Annotated in this window: 21 protein-coding genes; 13 read left to right on the top strand and 8 right to left on the bottom strand. The window is 58.5% G+C overall.

What is annotated here, in order from left to right:
• Positions 1–232 precede the first annotated feature (232 nt).
• The 4 genes from gcvT to LGL98_RS03930 all read left to right on the top strand — a co-directional run bounded on the left by gcvT (position 233) and on the right by LGL98_RS03930 (position 5625).
• Complete coding sequence (gcvT, locus tag LGL98_RS03915) at positions 233–1327, top strand: glycine cleavage system aminomethyltransferase GcvT (RefSeq protein ID WP_136029120.1); 1095 nt, start codon at positions 233–235, stop codon at positions 1325–1327.
• A gap of 24 nt (positions 1328–1351) precedes the next feature.
• Positions 1352–1741, top strand: a complete 390-nt coding sequence (gene gcvH / locus LGL98_RS03920; RefSeq protein WP_002916479.1) for a glycine cleavage system protein GcvH — start codon at positions 1352–1354, stop codon at positions 1739–1741.
• 205 nt (positions 1742–1946) lie between these two features.
• On the top strand, positions 1947–4820 hold the full coding sequence (gcvP, locus tag LGL98_RS03925) for an aminomethyl-transferring glycine dehydrogenase (protein WP_136029122.1): 2874 nt from the start codon (positions 1947–1949) through the stop codon (positions 4818–4820).
• Positions 4821–4881: 61 nt separating this feature from the next.
• Complete coding sequence (locus LGL98_RS03930; protein ID WP_136029123.1) at positions 4882–5625, top strand: SDR family oxidoreductase; 744 nt, start codon at positions 4882–4884, stop codon at positions 5623–5625.
• Positions 5626–5831: 206 nt separating this feature from the next.
• Here LGL98_RS03930 and LGL98_RS03935 read toward each other — a convergent pair whose 3' ends face one another.
• The 6 genes from LGL98_RS03935 to LGL98_RS03960 form a co-directional block, all read right to left on the bottom strand.
• Positions 5832–6335 (bottom strand): protein disulfide oxidoreductase, encoded by a 504-nt coding sequence (locus tag LGL98_RS03935; RefSeq protein ID WP_136029126.1) that lies wholly within the window; start codon positions 6333–6335, stop codon positions 5832–5834.
• On the bottom strand, positions 6325–6936 hold the full coding sequence (locus tag LGL98_RS03940) for a DsbA family protein (RefSeq protein ID WP_136029128.1): 612 nt from the start codon (positions 6934–6936) through the stop codon (positions 6325–6327). Before LGL98_RS03940 ends, LGL98_RS03935 begins: the two co-directional genes overlap by 11 nt.
• Position 6937: 1 nt before the next feature.
• The gene (locus tag LGL98_RS03945) at positions 6938–8947 is read right to left on the bottom strand and encodes a protein-disulfide reductase DsbD family protein (RefSeq protein ID WP_136029130.1); all 2010 of its coding nucleotides are present in this window, start codon (positions 8945–8947) and stop codon (positions 6938–6940) included.
• Positions 8948–8996: 49 nt separating this feature from the next.
• Complete coding sequence (locus LGL98_RS03950) at positions 8997–9356, bottom strand: copper resistance protein (protein ID WP_136029133.1); 360 nt, start codon at positions 9354–9356, stop codon at positions 8997–8999.
• 124 nt (positions 9357–9480) lie between these two features.
• Positions 9481–10914 (bottom strand): 6-phospho-beta-glucosidase BglA, encoded by a 1434-nt coding sequence (gene bglA, locus LGL98_RS03955; RefSeq protein WP_136029134.1) that lies wholly within the window; start codon positions 10912–10914, stop codon positions 9481–9483.
• A 118-nt stretch (positions 10915–11032) separates the two neighbouring features.
• A complete protein-coding gene (locus tag LGL98_RS03960) occupies positions 11033–11761 on the bottom strand; it encodes a MurR/RpiR family transcriptional regulator (RefSeq protein ID WP_136029428.1) in 729 nt (242 codons plus the stop codon).
• Positions 11762–11811: 50 nt separating this feature from the next.
• On the opposite strand from LGL98_RS03960, the gene yqfB reads away from it, so the two are divergent.
• Both yqfB and trhA read left to right on the top strand, forming a co-directional pair.
• Entirely contained in the window at positions 11812–12123 is a 312-nt protein-coding gene (yqfB, locus tag LGL98_RS03965; protein WP_136029136.1) for a N(4)-acetylcytidine aminohydrolase, read from the top strand.
• A 163-nt stretch (positions 12124–12286) separates the two neighbouring features.
• Positions 12287–12946, top strand: a complete 660-nt coding sequence (gene trhA, locus LGL98_RS03970; RefSeq protein WP_061153356.1) for a PAQR family membrane homeostasis protein TrhA — start codon at positions 12287–12289, stop codon at positions 12944–12946.
• A gap of 239 nt (positions 12947–13185) precedes the next feature.
• On the opposite strand, the gene ygfZ is transcribed toward trhA, so the two are convergent.
• On the bottom strand, positions 13186–14169 hold the full coding sequence (ygfZ, locus tag LGL98_RS03975) for a tRNA-modifying protein YgfZ (RefSeq protein ID WP_136029139.1): 984 nt from the start codon (positions 14167–14169) through the stop codon (positions 13186–13188).
• Between the two features lie 245 nt (positions 14170–14414).
• Between ygfZ and sdhE the strand changes: the two genes are divergently transcribed.
• Together sdhE and LGL98_RS03985 are read left to right on the top strand one after the other, a co-directional pair.
• Positions 14415–14681, top strand: a complete 267-nt coding sequence (gene sdhE / locus LGL98_RS03980; protein WP_002916312.1) for an FAD assembly factor SdhE — start codon at positions 14415–14417, stop codon at positions 14679–14681.
• A complete protein-coding gene (locus tag LGL98_RS03985; protein WP_002916310.1) occupies positions 14662–15072 on the top strand; it encodes a protein YgfX in 411 nt (136 codons plus the stop codon). The genes sdhE and LGL98_RS03985 overlap by 20 nt, the downstream gene beginning before the upstream one ends.
• A 6-nt stretch (positions 15073–15078) precedes the next feature.
• Here the strand turns inward: LGL98_RS03985 and fldB are convergent, their stop codons facing one another.
• Entirely contained in the window at positions 15079–15600 is a 522-nt protein-coding gene (fldB, locus tag LGL98_RS03990; RefSeq protein WP_004144730.1) for a flavodoxin FldB, read from the bottom strand.
• Positions 15601–15700: 100 nt separating this feature from the next.
• Between fldB and xerD the strand changes: the two genes are divergently transcribed.
• From xerD to lysS, 5 genes are all read left to right on the top strand, one after another.
• Positions 15701–16597 (top strand): site-specific tyrosine recombinase XerD, encoded by an 897-nt coding sequence (xerD, locus tag LGL98_RS03995; RefSeq protein ID WP_004144729.1) that lies wholly within the window; start codon positions 15701–15703, stop codon positions 16595–16597.
• Between the two features lie 22 nt (positions 16598–16619).
• Positions 16620–17333 (top strand): bifunctional protein-disulfide isomerase/oxidoreductase DsbC, encoded by a 714-nt coding sequence (gene dsbC / locus LGL98_RS04000; protein ID WP_136029141.1) that lies wholly within the window; start codon positions 16620–16622, stop codon positions 17331–17333.
• Between the two features lie 5 nt (positions 17334–17338).
• Positions 17339–19072: a single-stranded-DNA-specific exonuclease RecJ gene (gene recJ / locus LGL98_RS04005; protein WP_136029143.1), complete on the top strand. Its 1734-nt coding sequence runs from the start codon at positions 17339–17341 to the stop codon at positions 19070–19072.
• Between the two features lie 85 nt (positions 19073–19157).
• Positions 19158–20256 (top strand): peptide chain release factor 2 gene (gene prfB / locus LGL98_RS04010; RefSeq protein ID WP_095858446.1). Its coding sequence is split into 2 segments (ribosomal slippage): positions 19158–19232 and positions 19234–20256, totalling 1098 coding nucleotides; the frame shifts between segments, so codons are not numbered across the junction.
• Between the two features lie 9 nt (positions 20257–20265).
• Complete coding sequence (gene lysS, locus LGL98_RS04015; protein WP_136029145.1) at positions 20266–21783, top strand: lysine--tRNA ligase; 1518 nt, start codon at positions 20266–20268, stop codon at positions 21781–21783.
• Positions 21784–21952 lie beyond the last annotated feature (169 nt).

Raw genomic sequence — 21952 nt, forward strand, 5'->3', positions numbered from 1 at the left:
GGCATAAATCGCTTTTTTCCAGTCAATAACTCTGTAGGCTTTTTGGTGGATTTTAGTCATAAGCTAATGTGATGCCCTGAATGAGCTTATGGTTTAGTGCCGGGTTCGGTGGTAAGTTCAGGCAAAAGAGAACGTTTGCGTCGGCGTCCGTCAGCGATGCCGCCGCCGAATTTCGTGGCACAAAATTGCCGCCAATCTCGTGGCTGGTTCCGTTTTATTCGATGAGGAAAAGATGGCTCAACAGACTCCGTTGTATGAACAACACACGCTGTGCGGCGCTCGCATGGTGGATTTCCATGGCTGGATGATGCCGCTGCATTACGGGTCCCAGATTGATGAGCACCATGCGGTGCGCGGCGATGCAGGGATGTTCGATGTGTCGCATATGACCATCGTCGATTTCCACGGCAGCCGGATCCGCGAGTTCTTGCGCTATTTACTGGCCAACGATGTGGCGAAGCTGACCACCCCAGGCAAAGCGCTCTACACCGGCATGTTGACCGCCTCCGCTGGCGTCATCGATGACCTGATTGTTTATTTCCTCTCTGAAGATTATTTCCGCCTCGTTGTTAACTCTGCCACCCGTGAAAAAGACCTCGCCTGGATCCGTGAACAAGCCGAACCTTACGGCCTCGAAATTACCGTTCGCGACGATCTGTCGCTGATCGCGGTGCAGGGTCCGCAGGCGAAAGCGAAGGCGGCGACGCTGTTTACTGATGCGCAGCGCCAGGCCGTGGAAGGCATGAAGCCGTTCTTCGGTGTACAGGCCGGCGACCTGTTTATCGCCACCACCGGTTATACCGGCGAAGCGGGTTATGAAATCGCGATGCCGAACGAGCAGGCGGCGGATTTCTGGCGTGGTCTGCTGGACGCTGGCGTTAAGCCGTGTGGTCTTGGCGCGCGCGACACCCTGCGCCTGGAAGCCGGGATGAACCTGTACGGCCAGGAGATGGACGAAGGCGTTTCCCCGCTGGCGGCGAACATGGGCTGGACTATCGCCTGGGAGCCCGCCGATCGTAACTTCATCGGCCGCGAAGCGCTTGAGATGCAGCGCGAAAAAGGCACCGAGCAGCTGGTTGGCCTGGTGATGACCGAGAAAGGCGTCCTGCGCGGCGGCCTGCCGGTACGTTTTACCGATAGCGACGGTAATCAAAAAGAAGGCATTATCACCAGCGGCACCTTCTCGCCGACGCTGGGCTACAGCATCGCGCTGGCTCGCGTACCGGCCGGGATTGGCGAAACCGCGGTGGTGCAAATTCGTAACCGTGAAATGCCGGTAAAAGTGACTAAACCTGGTTTTGTACGCAATGGCAAAGCCATTGTGTGATTTCCCTTTTTTGGAGATGAATTGATGAGCAACGTACCAGCAGAACTGAAATACAGCAAAGAACACGAGTGGCTGCGTAAAGAAGCGGACGGCACCTATACCGTCGGGATCACCGAGCACGCGCAGGAGCTGCTTGGCGATATGGTTTTCGTTGACCTGCCGGAAGTAGGCGCCACCGTTGAAGCGGGCGCCGATTGCGCCGTTGCCGAATCCGTGAAAGCGGCTTCCGATATCTACGCGCCGATTAGCGGTGAAATCGTTGCCGTCAACGAAGAGCTGAACGACTCTCCGGAACTGGTCAACAGCGACCCGTATACCGACGGCTGGATCTTCAAAATCAAAGCCAGCGACGAAGCGCAGGTTGCCGCGCTGCTGGATGCCGCCGCATATGAAGCTCTGTTAGAAGACGAATAAATACGCTTCATCCTTCACGCTGCAGGGGCGTTGGCTTCCTGGCTCCCCCGGTCACTTACTTTTGTAAGCTCCCGGGGAGTCGCTGTGTCGCCGCCTTCCTGCAGCGCGAATGATTTTGCGTATTCTGGCCCGGTAAGCATCAGCGCTTGCCGGGCAAACCAGTCAGACAATCACGATTCACCGCACGTTTCAGGAACCATCGCTCATGACTCAGACTTTAAGTCAGCTTGAAAACCGCGACGCCTTTATTGAACGTCACATTGGCCCGGACGCTCAGCAGCAGCAAGAGATGCTGAAGACCGTCGGCGCGGATTCGCTTAACGCCCTGATCGGCCAGATTGTGCCGCAGGATATCCAGCTGGCGACCCCACCGCAGGTGGGCGACGCGACTACCGAATTCGCCGCTCTGGCGGAGCTAAAGGCGATTGCCGGTCGCAACAAGCGCTTCAAGTCTTACATCGGCATGGGCTATACCGCCGTGCAGCTGCCGCCGGTTATTCAGCGCAACATGCTGGAAAACCCGGGCTGGTACACTGCCTATACCCCTTACCAGCCGGAAGTATCCCAGGGCCGTCTGGAATCGCTGCTCAACTTCCAGCAGGTCACGCTGGATCTGACCGGGTTGGATATCGCTTCCGCTTCGCTGCTTGATGAAGCCACCGCCGCCGCCGAAGCGATGGCGATGGCCAAACGCGTCAGTAAACTGAAGAACGCCAACCGATTCTTCGTTGCCGCCGACGTCCATCCGCAAACCCTGGACGTGGTGCGCACCCGTGCGGAAACCTTCGGCTTCGACGTGATCGTCGATGACGCCGACAAAGTGCTCGATCACCAGGATGTCTTTGGCGTGCTGCTGCAGCAGGTGGGCACCACCGGTGAAATCCACGATTACAGCAAACTGATCGCTGAGCTGAAAGCGCGCAAAGTGATTGTCAGCGTCGCCGCTGACTTTATGGCGCTGGTGCTGCTGACGGCGCCGGGCAAGCAGGGCGCGGATATCGTCTTCGGTTCCGCCCAACGTTTCGGCGTGCCGATGGGCTACGGCGGCCCGCACGCGGCCTTCTTCGCGGCGAAAGATGAATTCAAACGCTCCATGCCGGGCCGGATTATCGGCGTATCGAAAGATGCGGCGGGTAATACCGCGCTGCGCATGGCGATGCAGACTCGCGAGCAGCACATCCGCCGTGAGAAAGCGAACTCCAACATTTGTACCTCGCAGGTCCTGCTGGCCAACATCGCCAGCCTGTACGCGGTATTCCACGGCCCGGCGGGCCTGAAACGTATCGCTGGCCGCATTCATCGCCTGACCGACATTCTGGCGGACGGCCTGCAGAAGAAAGGGCTGAAGCTGCGCCATGCGCACTACTTCGACACCCTGTGCGTGGAAGTGGCGGATAAAGCCGCGGTGCTGGCGCGTGCCGAAGCGCTGCAGATTAACCTGCGTAGCGATATTCACGGCGCGGTGGGCATTACGCTCGATGAAGCGACCACCCGCGAAGATGTGCTGAACCTGTTCCGCGCTATCGTCGGCGACGATCACGGTTTGGACATCGATACTCTGGATAAAGACGTGGCGCTGGATAGCCGTTCGATCCCGGCGGCGATGCTGCGCGATGATGCGATCCTCACCCATCCGGTGTTTAACCGCTACCATAGCGAAACCGAGATGATGCGCTACATGCACGCCCTGGAGCGTAAAGATCTGGCGCTGAACCAGGCGATGATCCCGCTGGGTTCCTGCACCATGAAGCTGAACGCCGCGGCGGAGATGATCCCGATCACCTGGCCGGAATTCGCCGAGCTGCACCCGTTCTGCCCGGTTGACCAGGCGGAAGGGTATCACCAGATGATCGCCCAGCTGTCTGACTGGCTGGTGAAACTGACCGGCTATGACGCCGTCTGTATGCAGCCGAACTCCGGCGCGCAGGGTGAATATGCTGGCCTGCTGGCGATTCGCCATTATCACGAGAGCCGCAACGAAGGCCATCGCGATATCTGCCTGATCCCTAGCTCCGCGCACGGCACCAACCCGGCTTCCGCGCAGATGGCGGGTATGCAGGTCGTGGTCGTTGCCTGCGACAAAAACGGCAACATCGATCTTGCCGACCTGCGTGAAAAAGCAGAGCAGGCAGGGGCGAATCTCTCCTGCATCATGGTCACCTATCCGTCGACCCACGGCGTGTATGAAGAGACCATTCGCGAAGTGTGCGAGATCGTGCACCAGTTCGGCGGCCAGGTTTATCTCGACGGCGCCAACATGAACGCCCAGGTCGGGATCACTTCCCCGGGCTTTATCGGGGCTGACGTTTCGCACCTTAACCTGCATAAAACGTTCTGCATTCCGCACGGCGGCGGCGGCCCGGGTATGGGCCCTATCGGCGTGAAAGCGCACCTGGCGCCGTTTGTACCGGGCCACAGCGTGGTACAGATTGAAGGGATGCTGACCCGTCAGGGCGCGGTCTCCGCCGCGCCGTTCGGCAGCGCGTCCATTTTGCCGATCAGCTGGATGTATATCCGCATGATGGGCGCGGAAGGGCTGAAGCAGGCGAGCCAGAACGCGATCCTTAACGCCAACTACATCGCTACCCGGCTGAAAGACGCCTACCCGGTACTGTACACCGGCCGCGATGGTCGCGTGGCGCACGAATGTATTCTCGATATTCGTCCGCTGAAAGAAGAGACCGGCATTAGCGAGCTGGATATCGCCAAGCGACTGATCGACTTTGGCTTCCATGCGCCGACCATGTCTTTCCCGGTAGCGGGAACGCTGATGGTTGAGCCGACGGAATCGGAAAGCAAGGTCGAGCTGGACCGCTTTATCGATGCGATGCTGGCGATCCGCGCGGAAATCGATCGCGTTAAAGCTGGTGAATGGCCGCTGGAAGACAACCCGCTGGTGAACGCGCCGCACACCCAGGGCGAGCTGGTGGGCGAGTGGAACCATCCGTACAGCCGCGAGCTGGCGGTATTCCCGGCTGGGTTGCACAACAAGTACTGGCCGACGGTGAAACGCCTGGATGACGTCTACGGCGACCGCAACCTGTTCTGCTCCTGCGTACCGATGAGCGAATACCAGTAAGTGGCGAATTAGCTAAACGTTTAAAGGCGCTGCGGCGCCTTTATTTTTTTGGAGAGAAGGTATGGCGATAGCTCTGATTAGCGGCGCGAGCCGCGGCATAGGCCGGGCGACGGGGCTGCTGTTGGCGCAGGAAGGGTATACCGTGGCGGTCAATTACCATCACAACATTAAAGCCGCCACCGAAGTGGTCAATACCATAGTTGAATCTGGCGGCAAAGCCACGGCGCTGCGGGCGGATATCAGCGATGAAGCGCAGGTGATGGCGATGTTTGAGGCGATTGACCGTATGGGCGAACCGCTGACGGCGTTGGTCAACAACGCCGGGATCCTGTTTACCCAATGTACGGTGGAGAGCCTGAGCGCCGAGCGTATTAACCGCGTGCTGGCCACCAACGTCACCGGTTATTTCCTTTGCTGCCGTGAGGCGGTAAAGCGCATGTCGCATCGGCATGGCGGCAAGGGCGGGGCGATAGTTAACGTGTCGTCGGCGGCGGCGCGCCTTGGCGCGCCGGGAGAGTACGTTGACTATGCCGCGTCGAAAGGGGCGGTAGATACCCTGACCACTGGGCTGGCGCTGGAGGTGGCGGCGCAGGGGATCCGGGTCAACGGTGTGCGTCCGGGGCTGATTTATACCGAAATGCACGCCTCCGGCGGTGAACCGGGGCGTGTGGATCGAGTGAAAGGCTCGCTACCGATGCAGCGCGGCGGCCAGCCGGAAGAGGTCGCTCAGGCCATTGCCTGGCTGCTGAGCGACAAAGCGTCGTATGTGACGGGCAGTTTCCTTGAACTGGCGGGCGGGAAATAACCCGTAGATGTCTCTTGCACGGCGGCGCTGCGCTTGCCGGGCCTACAGGGTAAACTTCCCGGATGGCGGCTACGCCTTATCCGGGCTACCCAAAGATGCGAACCCGTAGCCCGGCTGAGCGCAGCGCGAGCCGGGGAAACCTTCCCGGAAAGCGGCTACGCCTTATCCGGGCTACCCAACGATGCGTAGCTGGGTAACCCGACGGTCTACCAGGAGGCCAGCCACATCCTCAGGCGCATTCCCCAACTGCTGGTCCAGCCGGTGGTAACCGACTTCACCTCGCCTTGAGAAATGAACACCAGCGTTGGCGTCACCTGCACGTCCCACTGCCGCGCCAGCTGGCCGCTCGGATCATTTACCGTCGGCAGCGTCATTTTCTTTCTGGCAAGCCACGTCTCCAGCGTGGCGTTATCGCCGGAACGCAGGGCTACCGTCAGCACATTGCCGCCGTCGGCGGCAAGTGATGCCACCGACGGCGTGGTATAGCGACAGACTCCGCACCAGGTCGCCCAGACGTACAGCAGCAGCGGCTTTTGCTGGCTCATAGCGTTCAGATCCAGCGTTTTACCGTCGAGGGTTTGCAGCGATGTGGCGCTGACGTTTTGCGGTAGCGCGGGCTGGCGAAAATAATCCACCGCCAGGCTCACCGCCGCGCCAACCAGCAGCCACACCGCCAGCTCGCGCAGCCAGCGCCTGATTTTACTGGCCACGGGCTTTCGCCAGCTGCTCTTTCACCAGCCCCTCCAGCTCATCAGCAGGGATCGCGCCGGCGACCATCTGATCGCCGATGATGGTCGCCGGGGTGCCCTGAATATTCAGCACCTGCGACAAAATCAGGTTCATTTTCAGCGAATCCATGGTCTTGTCATCGATACTGACGCTATCGGTGGCGGTTTTCTTCTGCGCGGCGGCGATACTGGCGTCATCGTGATAGCCTTTTTTCGCCATCAGCCGCTGATGCAGCGCCCAGAATTTATCGGGCTGCTGACGCCAGGTGGAGAGCGCGGCTTTAGCGGCATTCACCGAACTCTGCCCTTTAAACGGCAGCAGCTTAACGATGAGCTGGATGTCCGGATTATCGTGGACGATTTTTTCCAGCAGCGGATCAAACTGTTTGCAGTAAGGGCAGTTGTAATCGGTAAACGAGACGATTGTGAGCTTCGGATCTTTCGCGCCGGTGCGCGGGCTATTCGGATCGTTAAACAGCAGCTGGGCTAACTGGTTATTACCGTTCGATTGCGGTTCTTCCGCCGGAGCGGCGAAGCTGAAGGCCGATACGCACAGCAGTAATAAGGCGGTGATAGCTCTCATGTTATTTTCCTTTCGCGGCGGACAGGGTGGCGAGAAGTTGTTCGCGATCTAACAGCGCAGGCAGAATCTGTCCCTGCGGCAATCCCGGTCCGTAAATCTGGTTAAACGGCACCGCGGCGCTGCCGCGTGCGGTTAAAAACTGACTAATGTCAGCGGAGGGGCGGCTCCAGTCGCCGCGTAAGGCGACTACGTCCGGCGCTAACAGCGCCTGCTGGACGTCATCGCGCAGCAGCACGTTGTATTTATTGGCTTTACAGGTCACGCACCAGTCGGCGGTGACATCAATAAATACCCGCTTATGCTTCGCCAGGGCGCTGGCGATAGCCTGCTCGCTGAGCGGCTGCCAGTTAACCCGGTCGCGGCGCGGGCCCTGGGCGTCCTGTTGTGCGACAAAGGCGACGGCGCCCGCCACCACGATGGCCAGAGCGCCCGCGCGCAGCGCCGTACGCCAGCGGTAGCGCCAGGCGGTGGTCAGGAGCAGGGCGATGGCCAGAATCACCAGCAGGGTAAGCACCGGCGTACGGCCGATGTGGATCGTCAGCAGGCTGACCAGCCATAGCGCTGAACCGAGCATCATCAACCCCAGTACCACGCGCAGATGATTCATCCAGCGGCCCGGGCGCGGTAGACGTTGCGCCAGCCCCGGCCAGGCGACGATCAGCAGCCACGGCAGGCTCATGCCGATCCCCATGGCGAAGAAAATGCCCCACAGCAGCGGCAGGGGCGCCACCAGCGCCACCGAAACGGCGGTACCGAGGAACGGCGCGGTACAGGGCGTCGCCAGCAGAGTGGCGAAGGCGCCTTGCCAGAAATGGCCCATTAAGCCGTTGCCGCCGCGGGTGGCGAGGAAAGTACTGGCGCTTGAGGAGAGGCGGATTTCGAACAGCCCCAATAAACTGGCGCTGAACAGCACCATCACCAGCGCCAGCGCGCCGATAAACCACGGGTTCTGGAACTGGATGCCCCAGCCGAGCGCCTGATTACCTAAGCGTAGCGCGGTCATCATCAAGGCCAGGGCCAGGAAGGAGACGACGATCCCGCATACCGAGGCGAGAAACTGCCGCCGCACCGCGCCGCGTTCGCGACGTTCGGTTTGCACCAGCGAGCCGAGCTTCATGGCCAGCACCGGCAGCACGCAGGGCATCACGTTCAGGATAAGCCCGCCGGCCAGGGCCATCAGCAGCACCCAGCCTAACGCCAGCCCCGGCGCGGCGCTGCCGGCGGCGACGGCGATTTGGCTTTCCTGCGCCTGACCGCTGTCGGCCAGCACCAGCGACAGCGTTTTGCCGCTCAGATCCGGCGCCGCTTCGCCCCAGCTATCGGTGACCGGTACAGTGGCGGTCAACGTATCGCCACGGGTGGTAAAACTCGGTTTGCCGAAATCGACATCCTCCATGCTGTCGATATACAGCGCTGGCTGCTGCCAGCCGGCCTCTCGGCGGGCGATTACCGTCAGCGTACCGCTGACGTAGCTGGCGCTAAGCGCCGAGGTGAGACCATCACGCAGGGGTAGCGTGCCCATCGCGCGGGTGAAATCGTAATTAAATCGCTCCGCCGCCGGAGTCGTCATATCCAGCGAAAAGGGATAGTCAGTCAGAATACAGACATTGCTGCAGGTAGAGAGCGTCAGGACGCCGCTGAGCGCCGGCGGTATCTTCCCGTGCAGCGTCATCGGGAAGCTGACCTCGCCGTGATAGCCCTGAGTGGAAATACCCGCGACGTCGAAGCGTTGCGGCGTCGGCCAGCGCCAGTTCACCTCCAGCGGCGTATGCCAGGCGATAGCCGGCGCGATGCCGCCTTCCCCTGGCGAACGCCAGTAGGTTTTCCTGCCCTTTTCCAGCGCTACGTCTAAAAGCAGGCGAGTGTCGCCATTGCTCTCGGTTTGCGCCCGCAGGCGCACGCTGGCGTGTTGATTGTCGGCGGCGCGCAGCCAGCCGCTATCGGCGGCCTGGCTGACGGGCAGCCATAGCCAAAGCAGGCAGACCAGCAGCCGCCTGAATACCATATACATAAGTTTGCTCCGTAAGTGATGAATTAACCTGAACTGTCAGGAGAATCAATCACTCACGGAAGACGCATAATCGCAGATGCACCCGCAATCGGGGTGAGGAGATAACGCGGGGAGGCCACTGGCGTTCGATACGCGGCGGGGTCGCCGCCAGCACCGCCAGCAGCAGAGTGATAGCCAACAGCGCCCCTTCAAACAGCATCGGCGGAACGGCCATCAGCGACTTGGCGCTGAGCTCGCACGGCGTGACCGGCGCCTCGGCCCTATCCTGGTTTTGCTGTAGCGACGGGCTGTCGGCGGTGAGGTTCATGACCAGCGCGTGCATCCCGGCCATCCGTTGAGCGGTGCAGGTCAGCACCACCAGACAGGCCAGGAGGACAAAAAGAATGGCTTTGCGTTGTCGCTTAATCATGATTGCCTCAAATATTCACGAGGCTTATCTTAACGGGCGAACCGGTTTTGGCAATGGTAAAGCTGTAAAGAAGTGTCTGGCGGATAAGCAATTTGCCCCCTCCCGGCCGGGAGAGGGCGGTCAATTACAGATTTTCGCCGTTGCTGGCGATGACCTCTTTGTACCAGTTAAAGCTCTTCTTGCGCGAGCGGGACATGTCGCCGGTGCCATCGTCGTGTTTGTTGACGTAGATGAAGCCGTAGCGTTTGCTGTACTGCCCGGTAGTGAAGGAGACGCAGTCGATGCAGCCCCATGGGGTATAGCCCATCAGCTCGACGCCGTCATAAGTGACCGCTTTGATCATCTCTTCGATGTGGGCGCGCAGGTAGTCGATGCGGTAGTCATCGTTGATGCTGCCGTCGGCTTCTACTTTGTCGTAGGCGCCAAAGCCGTTTTCCACGATAAACAGCGGCTTCTGATAACGCTCATACAGTTCACACAGAGAATAGCGCAGGCCGACCGGGTCAATCTGCCAGCCCCAGTCGGAGGCTTTGACGTGCGGGTTCGGCACGCTGCCTTCGAAACCGGAAATGGCGTCGCCAGTGCCGCCCTCGGCTTTCACCGCGTTGGTCATGTAGTAGCTAAAGCCGAGATAGGCGCAGGTACCTTCGCGCAGGATCTGTGCGTCGCCGTCTTCCATCTTGATGTTGAAGCCGCGGCGTTCCCATTCATTCAACACATAGCTCGGGTAGTACCCGCGCAGCTGGACATCGGTAAAGACGTAGCGCTCGCGCATCGACTCTTGGGCGAACATGACATCTTCCGGTTTGCAGGAGTAAGGGTAGAGGGCGACCATCGCCAGCATGCAGCCGACCTGCATGTCCGGGTTGATGCGCCGCGCCGCTTTCACCGCCAGCGCGCTGGCCACGAACTGGTGATGCAGCACCTGGTACATGGTTTCTTCCGGGTTTTCATGCTCGGTATAGACCACCCCGGAGCAGCAGTAGCCGAACAGCGGCGCGCGCCAGTTGCGCTGGTTGTTGATCTCGTTGAAGGTCATCCAGTATTTCACTTTGTGCTTATAGCGCTCGAAAACCACTTCGGCAAAGCGCACAAAGAAATCGACCACTTTACGATTGGTCCAGCCGCCGTACTGCTGCACCAGGTGCAGGGGCATCTCGAAGTGGGAGAGGGTGATCACCGGCTCGATGTTGTACTTCAGCAGCTCGTCGAACATGTCGTCGTAGAATTTCAGCCCCTCTTCATTCGGCTGGGTTTCGTCACCCTGCGGGAAGATGCGGGTCCAGGCGATGGAGGTGCGGAAGCATTTGAAGCCCATCTCGGCGAACAGTTTGATGTCTTCTTTGTAGCGGCCGTAGAAATCGACGGCTTCGTGGTTCGGGTAGTATTTTCCCGCTTCGACCTGCTGGGTGATTTCGCGCGGCACGCCGTGCGCCCCGCCGGTCAGCACATCACAGATGCTCGGGCCTTTGCCACCCTGATCCCAGCCGCCTTCAACCTGATGCGCGGCAACCGCGCCGCCCCATAAAAAATCTTTTGGAAGGGTTAATTTTTTCATCCTGGCTAATCTCTCTCATAACTATTGTTCTCGAGTCTAGCAAAGTGAAATTGAATGTCACGATATAACAAATTCCGCCAAAGGTAATATGTTACATCAAAAAAACAGGCTGTTATTTTTAGCCGATTTTACGCGCTAATTTACGCCCGAGGGATTCGAGAATATAGATCACCGGAATTTGCGTCGTAATATCGTAGACGCCGCCAATACGCGTCTGCGGCACGTGCCAGGAGAGATTGAAATCAGCCAGTTTGGCCAGCCGTGAATGCTCATGGCTGGTAATCGACATCACCTTGCAGTGATGCAGACTGAACTGGCTGGCGAAGCGCAGGATTTCTTCGGTTTCTCCGGAGACGGAAAGCACGATCGCCAGCGCGTTACGGGCCATATCATTGGTTACCGGAAAATAGGGATCGTCAATATGGTTGCTGAATTTCCCGACGTTGGAAAAGAAGCGTGCGCCATATTTCGCCAGCGCGCCGGAGGTGCCGGCGCCGACGAAAATAATACGTTCCGAAGCGAGAATAATATCGACGGCCTGGTCGAGTAATTCATCGAATTCTTCATTATTGACGCTTTTAAAAAAGCTCATTATTTCGCTGGCGCCGATATTTGCCTGTTGAGGCTCATTCTGCTCGAGATATAATTTAAAGCGCACGCGAAATTCAGAGTAGCCCTCGCACTGCAGTTTGCGGCAGAAGCGTAACACGGTGGTCGTGGAGACCCCGGCGGCTTCGGCCAGTTCGCGGATGGTCATGTACATCACTTTGTCACGATTTTTAATGACGTAGTGGTAGACCATCATCTCAAGATTATTGAGACTGGCGACAGCGGCGTGGGAGAACATACTCACAGTGGCGAACTCACAATTCATAATGACCAGGACGGAATTATATCATGCAGGCCAATGACATTACCTTTTTTCAGCGCTTTCAGGACGACATCCTCGCCGGGCGCAAAACCATCACTATTCGCGATGCAGCGGAGTCGCATTTTAAGCCCGGTGATGTGCTGCGCGTTGGGCGCTATGAAGATGACGGCTATTTTTGCACCATCGCCGTGACCGCCACCTCGACGGTGACTCTCGACACGCTAACCGAAGAGCATGCCCGGCAGGAGAATATGACTCTCGAACAGCTGCGGCAGGTCATCAGCGACATCTATCCTGGCGAGAGCCAGTTTTATGTCATTGAATTCAAAACGCTTTAAGATAATCAGGAACAGCTGTGAGTTGAAATAAAAATGTAACTTTATGATTTTAAAGTATTTACAAATATACATCGTTTTATTTTAGCTAACAGGTGTTCACTGGAATCATTCTCAGTTACCCTAAGTGGGCAATGAAAGCGTTCTTGTTTTCACGGAGTCCAGTATGGTTCGCAAACCATTAATCACTCAGGGATATTCTCTGGCAGAGGAAGTTGCCAACAGCATCAGCCACGGGATCGGGCTGGTGTTCGGTATCGTCGGCCTTGTGTTGCTGCTGGTGCAGGCGGTGGACACGAACGCCAGCGCGACGGCGATCACCAGCTACAGCCTGTACGGCGGCAGCATGATTATGCTGTTCCTCGCTTCCACGCTCTATCACGCTATCCCGCATCAGCGGGCGAAACAGTGGCTGAAGAAATTCGACCACTGCGCCATCTATTTGCTGATTGCCGGAACCTACACGCCGTTTTTGCTGGTGGGGCTCAATTCACCGCTGGCGAAGGGGCTGATGATCGTTATCTGGAGCCTGGCGCTGCTGGGGATCCTGTTTAAGCTGACGATTGCGCATCGCTTTAAAATTTTGTCGCTGGTGACCTATCTGACGATGGGCTGGCTGTCGCTTATCGTGGTCTATCAACTGGCGGTGAAGCTGGCGGTGGGTGGCGTAACGTTGCTGGCGGTCGGCGGGGTGGTGTACTCGTTGGGGGTCATCTTCTACGTCTGCAAACGCATTCCCTATAACCACGCTATCTGGCACGGTTTCGTGCTCGGCGGCAGCGTGTGTCACTTCCTGGCGATTTATCTTTACATCGGTCAACACTGACAAAAAGCCCCAACAGGGGCTTTTTGGTGACTCGTTCTGACTACTTCCACGGTGGCGCTACGCTTACCGTGGCTACGATACTCTGCGACCTGGAAATCCCACGGTGGCGCTGCGCTTACCGTGGCTACGATACTCTGCGGCCTGGAAATTCCACGGTGGCGCTGCGCTTACCGTGGCTACGATATTCTGCGGCCTGGTAGCCCGGCTAAGGCGTAAGCGCCGCAAGCCGGGAACTTTCCTTAATCTTCTTCCAGCGAATACGGCAATGGTTTGATGCTCAGGCTGCCGGCATCGTCGCGCACGCGGAACACGCTGTCCGGTTCCATGTCGTTATTCATCACTACCTGGACCATCAGGCTTCCGTCATCCAACTGTACGGCTGCCAGCACCGTACCGGTGCGGCGCCAGTTGTCGCCCATTTTCAGCTCCAGATCTTCCCCGGCGTCCGGCACCCGGCTGGCGGTCCCTGACAGCGTCCACAGCGCACGCTTATTGGCGCCGCGGAATTTCGCCCGCGCCACCATCTCCTGACCGGTGTAGCAGCCTTTCTTGAAGCTGATGCCGCCCAGCGCCTGCAGGTTGGTAGCCTGCGGAATAAACTGCCCGCTGTTGGCGCTGTCGATAACCGGCAGACCGGCTTCAATATTCAGCGCCAGCCACTGTTGGCTGTTGTTAAGCTGCGCTTCGCCGCGCAGCGCGTCGGTGACGCGGTTGGCGGTGTCGACATCGGTCACCAGCAGGAAGCGTTCACCCGGATGTTCAAACCACAGCAGGCTGGTGGTGCCTTCGCTGACCACCGGTGTAGAAGCGTCGGGTAGGGCAGCGAATAGCGGCGCCAGCGCAGCGCGCGCCTGGAAGCCGGCAACCCCCAGCAGAACCAGATCGTCGTTAGCGGCGATGGTGACTTTAGAGAAGACGGCATATTTTTTCAGCTCGGTCAGCTGCGCGTCGCGCAGGCTGCGGCGTTCAATCCACGCGAAGCCACCGTCACGACGAAATACGCGCAGGTTGCTCCACATCTTGCCTTTGGCGTCACAGTGGGCGGCAAGCAGATGCTGAGCATCAGTGAGATGACTCACATCGGCGGTAATCTGCCCCTGCAGATATTTTTCGCTGTCCGGCCCGCTAATTGTCGCCAGCGCCCAGTCATCCAGGGTCATCAGCGTTAACGGCAGACGAGCGGAAGAGGAAGGCTGACGCGGAGGAAAAGGTGTAAAAGCCATAGTCATATCCTGAATCGCTTAACGCAGTGTGTGTGACCAATGGTAAAAGAGCTATAGTGCATTGCAAGTGGTTTCAACAGGCCATTTGTGCGCTGGCGTGAGAAGGCCGCCTGACGCAGGCTATCAATAAGCCCATCATTATTTTATGGTTTTTATGGAAGCATGCTCGCATTCAGCGATATTCCTGTAAAGTTACGGCAGAAAACGGGTTAAACTAACCTATATTTTGCTGCTGGAAGGTCAACATGGACATTAACAATAAAGCACGTATCCACTGGGCATGCCGCCGCGGGATGCGCGAACTCGACATCTCCATCATGCCGTTCTTTGAGTATGAGTACGATACCCTCAGCGATGCTGACAAACAGCTGTTCATTCGCCTGCTGGAAAATGACGATCCGGATCTATTCAACTGGCTGATGAACCACGGCAAACCGGCCGATGCGGAGCTACAGCGGATGGTAACCTTAATTCAAACACGGAATCGGGAACGTGGTCCTGTGGCAATCTGATCTGCGTATCTCCTGGCGCGCGCAGTGGTTTTCCCTGCTGCTCCACGGCGTGGTGGCCGCGCTGGTGCTGTTGGTTCCCTGGCCGCTGAGCTACACTCCGATCTGGCTGCTGCTGTTGTCGCTGGTGGTGTTTGACTGCGTGCGCAGCCAGCGGCGGATCCATGCTCGTCGCGGGGAGATAAAACTGCTCACCGACTCCCGTCTTCGCTGGCAAAACGCCGAATGGGAGATCCTTGGGACCCCGTGGGTCATCAATAGCGGTATGCTGCTGCGTTTGCGCCATGTCGATACCCGGCGCGGACAGCATCTTTGGCTGGCGGCGGACAGCATGGACGCCGGAGAGTGGCGCGATCTGCGCCGGCTGGTGCTGCAAAAACCGGCGCAGGAGTAGGCCACGTCAGGAAAAGTGTTCGGCCATTTCCCCGAGGATCTGCTCGCACCAGCTCTGGATGCGCTCGTCGCTCAGGTCGTACTGATTGGTTTCATCCAGCGCCAGGCCAACGAACAGTTGGCCATCGGCGATAACCGGTTTCGGGCTGGTGAACTCATAGCCTTCGGTTGGCCAGTAGCCGACAAACTTCACGCCCTTGGTCGCCAGCTTGTCGTGCAGCATGCCCAGTGCGTCAAGGAACCATTCGCCGTAGCCCAGCTGATCGCCCATGCCGTACAGCGCGACGATTTTGCCCTCCAGGTTCAGGGTATCCAGCTGGTCCCAGACCGCTTCCCAGTCTTCCTGAATTTCGCCGAAATCCCAGGTCGGGATGCCGAGGATCAGTACGTCGTACTGGCTCATCAGCGCGGGGGAATCGTCTTTCAGATTGTGCAGCGTCACCAGCTCGGGGCCGATGATATCGCGGATTTTCTCCGCGGCCATCTCGGTGTAGCAGGTACTGGAGCCGTAAAACAGACCTATATTCATCGCGTAAACATCTCGATTCTTGCCGTGAATGGCGGGCAGTGTACCAGAAAGGCGTCCTCTTAAGGCATAATGAGAGCGTTTAACGAACAAAGAGGCCGATGTGAAACAGGATCTGGCACTAATCGAACAGTTTCTCGATGCCCTTTGGCTGGAGCGCAACCTGGCGGAGAATACGCTCAGCGCCTACCGTCGCGATTTGACGATGTTAGTTGAGTGGCTGCACCATCGCGGCCTGTCGCTGGCAAGCGTTGGCAGCGACGATCTGCAGGCGTTGCTGGCCGAGCGGCAGTCCGGCGGCTACAAAGCTACCAGCACCGCGCGCTTGCTGAGCGCCGTGCGCCGTTTCTTCCAGCATCTGTACCGGGAAAAAATTCGCCCGGACGATCCCAGCGCGCTGCTGGCCTCGCCGAAGCTACCGCAGCGGCTGCCAAAAGATCTCAGTGAGGCGCAGGTTGAGCGCCTGCTGCAGGCGCCGCTGGTGGAGCAGCCGCTGGAATTGCGCGATAAAGCGATGCTGGAGGTGCTGTATGCCACTGGCCTGCGCGTCTCGGAGCTGGTGGGGCTGACGATGAGCGACATTAGCCTGCGGCAGGGCGTGCTGCGGGTAGTGGGAAAAGGCAACAAAGAGCGGCTGGTGCCGCTGGGGGAAGAGGCGGTACTGTGGGTGGAAAATTACCTCGAGTATGGTCGCCCCTGGCTGCTGAACGGCGTGGCGTCGGATGTCTTATTTCCCAGCCAGCGCGCCCAACAGATGACGCGCCAGACCTTCTGGCACCGGATTAAACACTATGCCGTGCTGGCGGGTATCGACAGCGAAAAGCTTTCCCCGCACGTGTTACGTCATGCGTTCGCCACGCATTTGCTCAATCATGGCGCCGACCTGCGCGTGGTGCAGATGCTGTTAGGACACAGCGATCTCTCCACCACGCAGATATACACCCATGTGGCGACCGAGCGTCTGCGACAACTTCATCAACAGCACCACCCGCGGGCGTGAGTGCTGAACAAAAGGACTGAGTATGAAAAAAGGTTTATTGATGTTCACCCTGCTGGCGGCCTCCCTTTCAGGAGCGGCGTACGCCGATAGCGCGGCAATCAAACAGTCGCTGGCGAAGCTGGGTGTACAGAGCACTGATATTCAACCATCGCCGGTTTCCGGGATGAGCACGGTGCTGACCGACAGCGGCGTACTGTACGTCACCGACGACGGCAAGCACGTCATTCAGGGACCGATGTACGACGTAAGTGGCGCGCAGCCGGTCAACGTCACCAACCAACTGCTGCTGGGTAAGCTGAACGCGCTGAGCAACGAGATGATTGTCTATAAAGCGCCGAAGGAGCAGCACGTCATCACCGTCTTTACCGATATTACCTGCGGCTACTGTCATAAACTGCACGAGCAGATGAGCGACTACAACGCGCTGGGGATCACCGTGCGCTACCTGGCTTTCCCGCGCCAGGGTCTGCAAAGCCAGGCGGAGCAGGACATGAAGGCCATCTGGTGCGCGAAAGATCGCAACAAAGCGCTGGATGACGCCATGAACGGCAAGGGCGTGCAGCCGGCAAGCTGCAGCGTAGATATCGCCAAACATTACACCCTCGGCGTGCAGATGGGCGTCAACGGTACGCCGGCGATGGTCCTCAGCAACGGCATGGTGCTGCCGGGCTATCAGGGGCCGAAAGAGCTGAAGGCGTTCCTCGACGAGCACAAAAAACAGACAAGCGGTAACTGATTCGCGTGAAACAACAGATACAACTACGCCGCCGCGAGGCGGTTGACGGCGTCGAACTCCCCGCCGACCTGCCGCCTCTGCTGCAGCGGCTATATGCCAGCCGCGGGGTGCGCAGCGCGCAGGAGCTGGAGCGCAGCGTCAAAGGCATGCTCCCCTGGACACAGCTCACTGGCGTTGAAAAAGCGGTCGAGATGCTGCATGACGCGTTCCTGAAAGGATTGCACATCGTGGTAGTCGGCGATTTTGACGCCGACGGCGCCACCAGTACCGCGCTTAGCGTACTGGCGCTACGCGCACTGGGTTACGGCAATGTCTCCTATCTGGTGCCGAACCGGTTTGAAGACGGCTACGGCTTAAGTCCTGAAGTGGTCGATCAGGCCCATGCCCGCGGCGCGCAGATGATCATGACCGTCGACAACGGGATCTCGTCCCATGCCGGCGTCGATCATGCCCATGTGCTGGGGATCCCGGTGTTGGTGACCGATCACCATCTGCCGGGAGATACACTACCGGCGGCGGAGGCCATCGTTAACCCCAACCTGCGCGATTGCGACTTCCCGTCGAAATCACTGGCCGGGGTGGGGGTGGCGTTTTATCTGATGCTGGCGCTGCGCACTTTTCTGCGCGATAAAGGCTGGTTCGACGCTCGCGGCATCCCCGCGCCGAACCTTGCCGAGCTGCTGGATCTGGTGGCGCTTGGCACCGTCGCGGACGTCGTGCCGCTGGATGCTAACAACCGTATCCTCACCTGGCAGGGGTTAAGCCGTATTCGCGCCGGCAAATGTCGGCCCGGCATAAAGGCGCTGCTGGAAATTGCCAACCGCGATCCGCAAAAGCTGGCGGCCAGCGACCTCGGTTTTGCCCTCGGGCCGCGGCTGAACGCGGCGGGACGGCTGGACGACATGTCGGTCGGCGTCGCGCTGCTGCTGTGCGATAACATCGGCGAAGCGCGGGTGCTGGCCAACGAGCTCGATGCGCTTAATCAGACGCGTAAAGAAATTGAGCAGGGGATGCAGGCGGAAGCGCTAACGCTCTGTCAGCAGTTGGAACGCAGTAGTGACACCCTGCCCGGCGGGCTGGCAATGTACCATCCGCAATGGCATCAGGGGGTGGTCGGCATTCTGGCATCACGGATTAAGGAGCGCTTCCATCGCCCGGTTATCGCTTTTGCGCCCACCGGCGACGGCACGCTGAAAGGCTCCGGTCGTTCCATTCAGGGGTTGCATATGCGCGACGCGCTGGAACGCCTTGATACGCTTTATCCCGGGCTAATCCTGAAGTTCGGCGGCCACGCGATGGCGGCGGGCTTATCGCTGGAGGAGGCGCGTTTTGAAGAGTTTCAACAGCGCTTCGGCGAGCTGGTGACCGAGTGGCTGGATCCCGCGCTGTTGCAGGGCGAGGTGGTTTCCGATGGCCCGCTGGCGGCGGCGGAGATGAGCATGGAAGTGGCGCAGATGCTGCGCGATGCCGGGCCGTGGGGGCAGATGTTCCCGGAACCGCTGTTTGACGGTCGTTTTCGCCTGTTGCAACAGCGGCTGGTGGGCGAACGTCACCTGAAGGTGATGGTCGAACCGGTTGGCGGCGGGCCGCTGCTGGACGGTATCGCCTTCAACGTTGATACTTCCATCTGGCCGGATAACGGCGTGCGTGAAGTCCAGTTAGCCTACAAGCTCGACATCAACGAGTTCCGCAGCAACCGCAGCCTGCAGCTGATCATCGATCACCTCTGGCCAAATTGACAACAGTGTAGGAATAAGGGCGCGAATCCGGTAGAATTCCGCTCTTATCACCGCATTTTGACAAATCCATTAAAAGAAACCGACCATGTTTGAAATAAATCCGGTAAAAAACCGCATTCAGGACCTCACGGAGCGCTCCGACGTTCTTAGGGGGTATCTTTGACTACGATGCCAAGAAAGAGCGTCTCGAAGAAGTAAACGCCGAGCTGGAACAGCCGGACGTGTGGAACGAACCCGAACGCGCCCAGGCGCTGGGTAAAGAGCGTTCTTCCCTTGAAGCCATCGTAGATACCCTGGACCAGATGTCCCAGGGGCTGGAAGACGTTGCCGGTCTGCTGGATCTGGCCGTGGAAGCGGACGACGAAGAAACCTTCAACGAAGCTGTCGCCGAGCTGGATACGCTGGAAGAGAAGCTGGCGCAGCTTGAGTTCCGCCGCATGTTCTCCGGCGAATATGACAGCGCCGATTGCTACCTCGATATTCAGGCCGGTTCCGGCGGCACCGAAGCCCAGGACTGGGCCAGCATGCTGATGCGCATGTACCTGCGCTGGGCGGAAGCGCGCGGCTTTAAGACCGAAATCATCGAAGAATCCGAAGGTGAAGTCGCGGGGATTAAATCCGTGACCATTAAGATCATTGGCGATTACGCCTACGGCTGGCTGCGTACGGAAACCGGCGTTCATCGTCTGGTGCGTAAGAGCCCGTTCGATTCCGGTGGTCGTCGTCATACCTCCTTCAGCTCCGCGTTCGTTTATCCGGAAGTGGAAGACGATATCGATATTGAAATTAACCCGGCCGACCTGCGCATTGACGTATACCGCGCTTCCGGCGCCGGTGGTCAGCACGTTAACCGTACAGAATCCGCGGTGCGTATTACCCATATCCCGACCGGGTTGGTGACGCAGTGCCAGAACGACCGTTCACAGCACAAGAACAAAGACCAGGCCATGAAGCAGATGAAAGCGAAGCTTTATGAACTGGAGATGCAGAAGAAAAATGCCGAGAAGCAGGCGATGGAAGACAACAAGTCCGATATCGGCTGGGGCAGCCAGATCCGCTCTTACGTGCTGGATGACTCGCGTATTAAAGATCTGCGTACCGGGGTGGAAACCCGCAACACTCAGGCGGTGCTCGACGGCAGCCTGGACCAATTTATCGAAGCAAGTTTGAAAGCAGGGTTATGAGGAACCAACATGTCTGAACAACAAGCACAGGGCGCTGACGCGGCAATTGACCTTAATAATGAACTGAAAACCCGCCGTGAGAAGCTGGCAGCGCTGCGTGAGCAGGGCGTCGCTTTCCCGAACGATTTCCGTCGTGACCATACCTCTGACCAACTGCACGCTGACTTCGATGCGAAAGAAAACGAAGAGCTGGAAGCGCTGAACGTTGAAGTGGCCGTTGCTGGCCGCATGATGACCCGTCGTATTATGGGGAAAGCGTCCTTCGTGACCCTGCAGGACGTCGGCGGCCGCATCCAGCTGTACGTGGCGCGCGACGATCTGGCGGAAGGCGTTTATAACGACCAGTTCAAAAAGTGGGACCTCGGCGACATCATCGCCGCCCGTGGTAAGTTGTTCAAGACCAAAACTGGTGAGCTCTCTATCCACTGCACCGAGCTGCGTCTGCTGACCAAAGCTCTGCGCCCGCTGCCGGACAAATTCCATGGCCTGCAGGATCAGGAAGCGCGTTACCGTCAGCGTTACCTGGACCTGATCTCCAACGATGAATCCCGCAAGACCTTTAAAGTGCGTTCGCAGATCCTGGCGGGCATCCGTCAGTTCATGGTTGGCCGCGGCTTTATGGAAGTAGAAACCCCGATGATGCAGGTGATCCCGGGCGGCGCTTCCGCGCGTCCGTTCATCACCCATCATAACGCGCTGGATCTGGACATGTACCTGCGTATCGCGCCGGAACTGTACCTCAAGCGTCTGGTGGTTGGCGGCTTCGAACGCGTCTTCGAGATCAACCGTAACTTCCGTAACGAAGGGATCTCCGTTCGTCATAACCCAGAGTTCACCATGATGGAACTCTACATGGCTTATGCGGATTATAAAGATCTGATCGAGCTGACCGAATCCCTGTTCCGCACCCTGGCGCAGGACATCCTCGGCAATACCGAAGTGCCTTACGGCGACCAGGTGTTCGACTTCGGCAAGCCGTTTGAAAAACTGACTATGCGTGAAGCGATCAAGAAATACCGTCCGGAAACCGAGATGGCAGATCTGGATAACTTTGATTCCGCGAAAGCGATCGCTGAGTCTATCGGCATCAAAGTTGAGAAGAGCTGGGGTCTGGGCCGTATCGTGACCGAGATCTTCGAAGAAGTGGCGGAAGCGCACCTGATCCAGCCGACCTTCATCACCGAATACCCGGCGGAAGTTTCTCCGCTGGCGCGCCGTAACGACGTGAACCCGGAAATCACCGACCGCTTTGAATTCTTCATTGGCGGCCGTGAGATCGGTAACGGCTTTAGCGAGCTGAACGACGCCGAAGACCAGGCGCAGCGCTTCCAGGATCAGGTTGATGCGAAAGCCGCAGGCGACGACGAAGCTATGTTCTACGATGAAGACTATGTCACCGCGCTGGAACACGGTCTGCCGCCTACCGCTGGTCTGGGTATCGGTATCGACCGTATGGTCATGCTGTTCACCAACAGCCACACCATCCGCGACGTGATCCTGTTCCCGGCGATGCGTCCGCAGAAATAATCGCTTTTCGCGAAAAGCAAAAAACCCGGCTTGCCGGGTTTTTTTATGTCTGATGTGAGGGCCGAAGGCTGGCGTAGCCCGCCTCAGCGCAGCGCAAGCCGGGGGATCCCGGATGGCGGCATAAACGCCTTATCCGGGCTACGCAACGGCGCAGAACCGTAGGCCTGTG

The sequence above is a fragment of the Klebsiella africana genome, from assembly GCF_020526085.1.
Classification (GTDB): Bacteria; Pseudomonadota; Gammaproteobacteria; order Enterobacterales; family Enterobacteriaceae; genus Klebsiella; species Klebsiella africana.

What these genes read in the sequence shown, in the direction of transcription:
- LGL98_RS03940 (WP_136029128.1), bottom strand. Translation starts at nt 6,936, where the DNA reads ATGAGAGCTATCACCGCCTTATTACTGCTGTGCGTATCGGCCTTCAGC.
- sdhE (WP_002916312.1), top strand. Translation starts at nt 14,415, where the DNA reads ATGGACATTAACAATAAAGCACGTATCCACTGGGCATGCCGCCGCGGG.
- gcvP (WP_136029122.1), top strand. Translation starts at nt 1,947, where the DNA reads ATGACTCAGACTTTAAGTCAGCTTGAAAACCGCGACGCCTTTATTGAA.
- dsbC (WP_136029141.1), top strand. Translation starts at nt 16,620, where the DNA reads ATGAAAAAAGGTTTATTGATGTTCACCCTGCTGGCGGCCTCCCTTTCA.
- fldB (WP_004144730.1), bottom strand. Translation starts at nt 15,600, where the DNA reads ATGAATATAGGTCTGTTTTACGGCTCCAGTACCTGCTACACCGAGATG.
- lysS (WP_136029145.1), top strand. Translation starts at nt 20,266, where the DNA reads ATGTCTGAACAACAAGCACAGGGCGCTGACGCGGCAATTGACCTTAAT.
- ygfZ (WP_136029139.1), bottom strand. Translation starts at nt 14,169, where the DNA reads ATGGCTTTTACACCTTTTCCTCCGCGTCAGCCTTCCTCTTCCGCTCGT.
- LGL98_RS03960 (WP_136029428.1), bottom strand. Translation starts at nt 11,761, where the DNA reads ATGTTCTCCCACGCCGCTGTCGCCAGTCTCAATAATCTTGAGATGATG.
- gcvT (WP_136029120.1), top strand. Translation starts at nt 233, where the DNA reads ATGGCTCAACAGACTCCGTTGTATGAACAACACACGCTGTGCGGCGCT.
- yqfB (WP_136029136.1), top strand. Translation starts at nt 11,812, where the DNA reads ATGCAGGCCAATGACATTACCTTTTTTCAGCGCTTTCAGGACGACATC.
- LGL98_RS03945 (WP_136029130.1), bottom strand. Translation starts at nt 8,947, where the DNA reads ATGTATATGGTATTCAGGCGGCTGCTGGTCTGCCTGCTTTGGCTATGG.
- bglA (WP_136029134.1), bottom strand. Translation starts at nt 10,914, where the DNA reads ATGAAAAAATTAACCCTTCCAAAAGATTTTTTATGGGGCGGCGCGGTT.
- gcvH (WP_002916479.1), top strand. Translation starts at nt 1,352, where the DNA reads ATGAGCAACGTACCAGCAGAACTGAAATACAGCAAAGAACACGAGTGG.
- LGL98_RS03930 (WP_136029123.1), top strand. Translation starts at nt 4,882, where the DNA reads ATGGCGATAGCTCTGATTAGCGGCGCGAGCCGCGGCATAGGCCGGGCG.
- LGL98_RS03950 (WP_136029133.1), bottom strand. Translation starts at nt 9,356, where the DNA reads ATGATTAAGCGACAACGCAAAGCCATTCTTTTTGTCCTCCTGGCCTGT.
- trhA (WP_061153356.1), top strand. Translation starts at nt 12,287, where the DNA reads ATGGTTCGCAAACCATTAATCACTCAGGGATATTCTCTGGCAGAGGAA.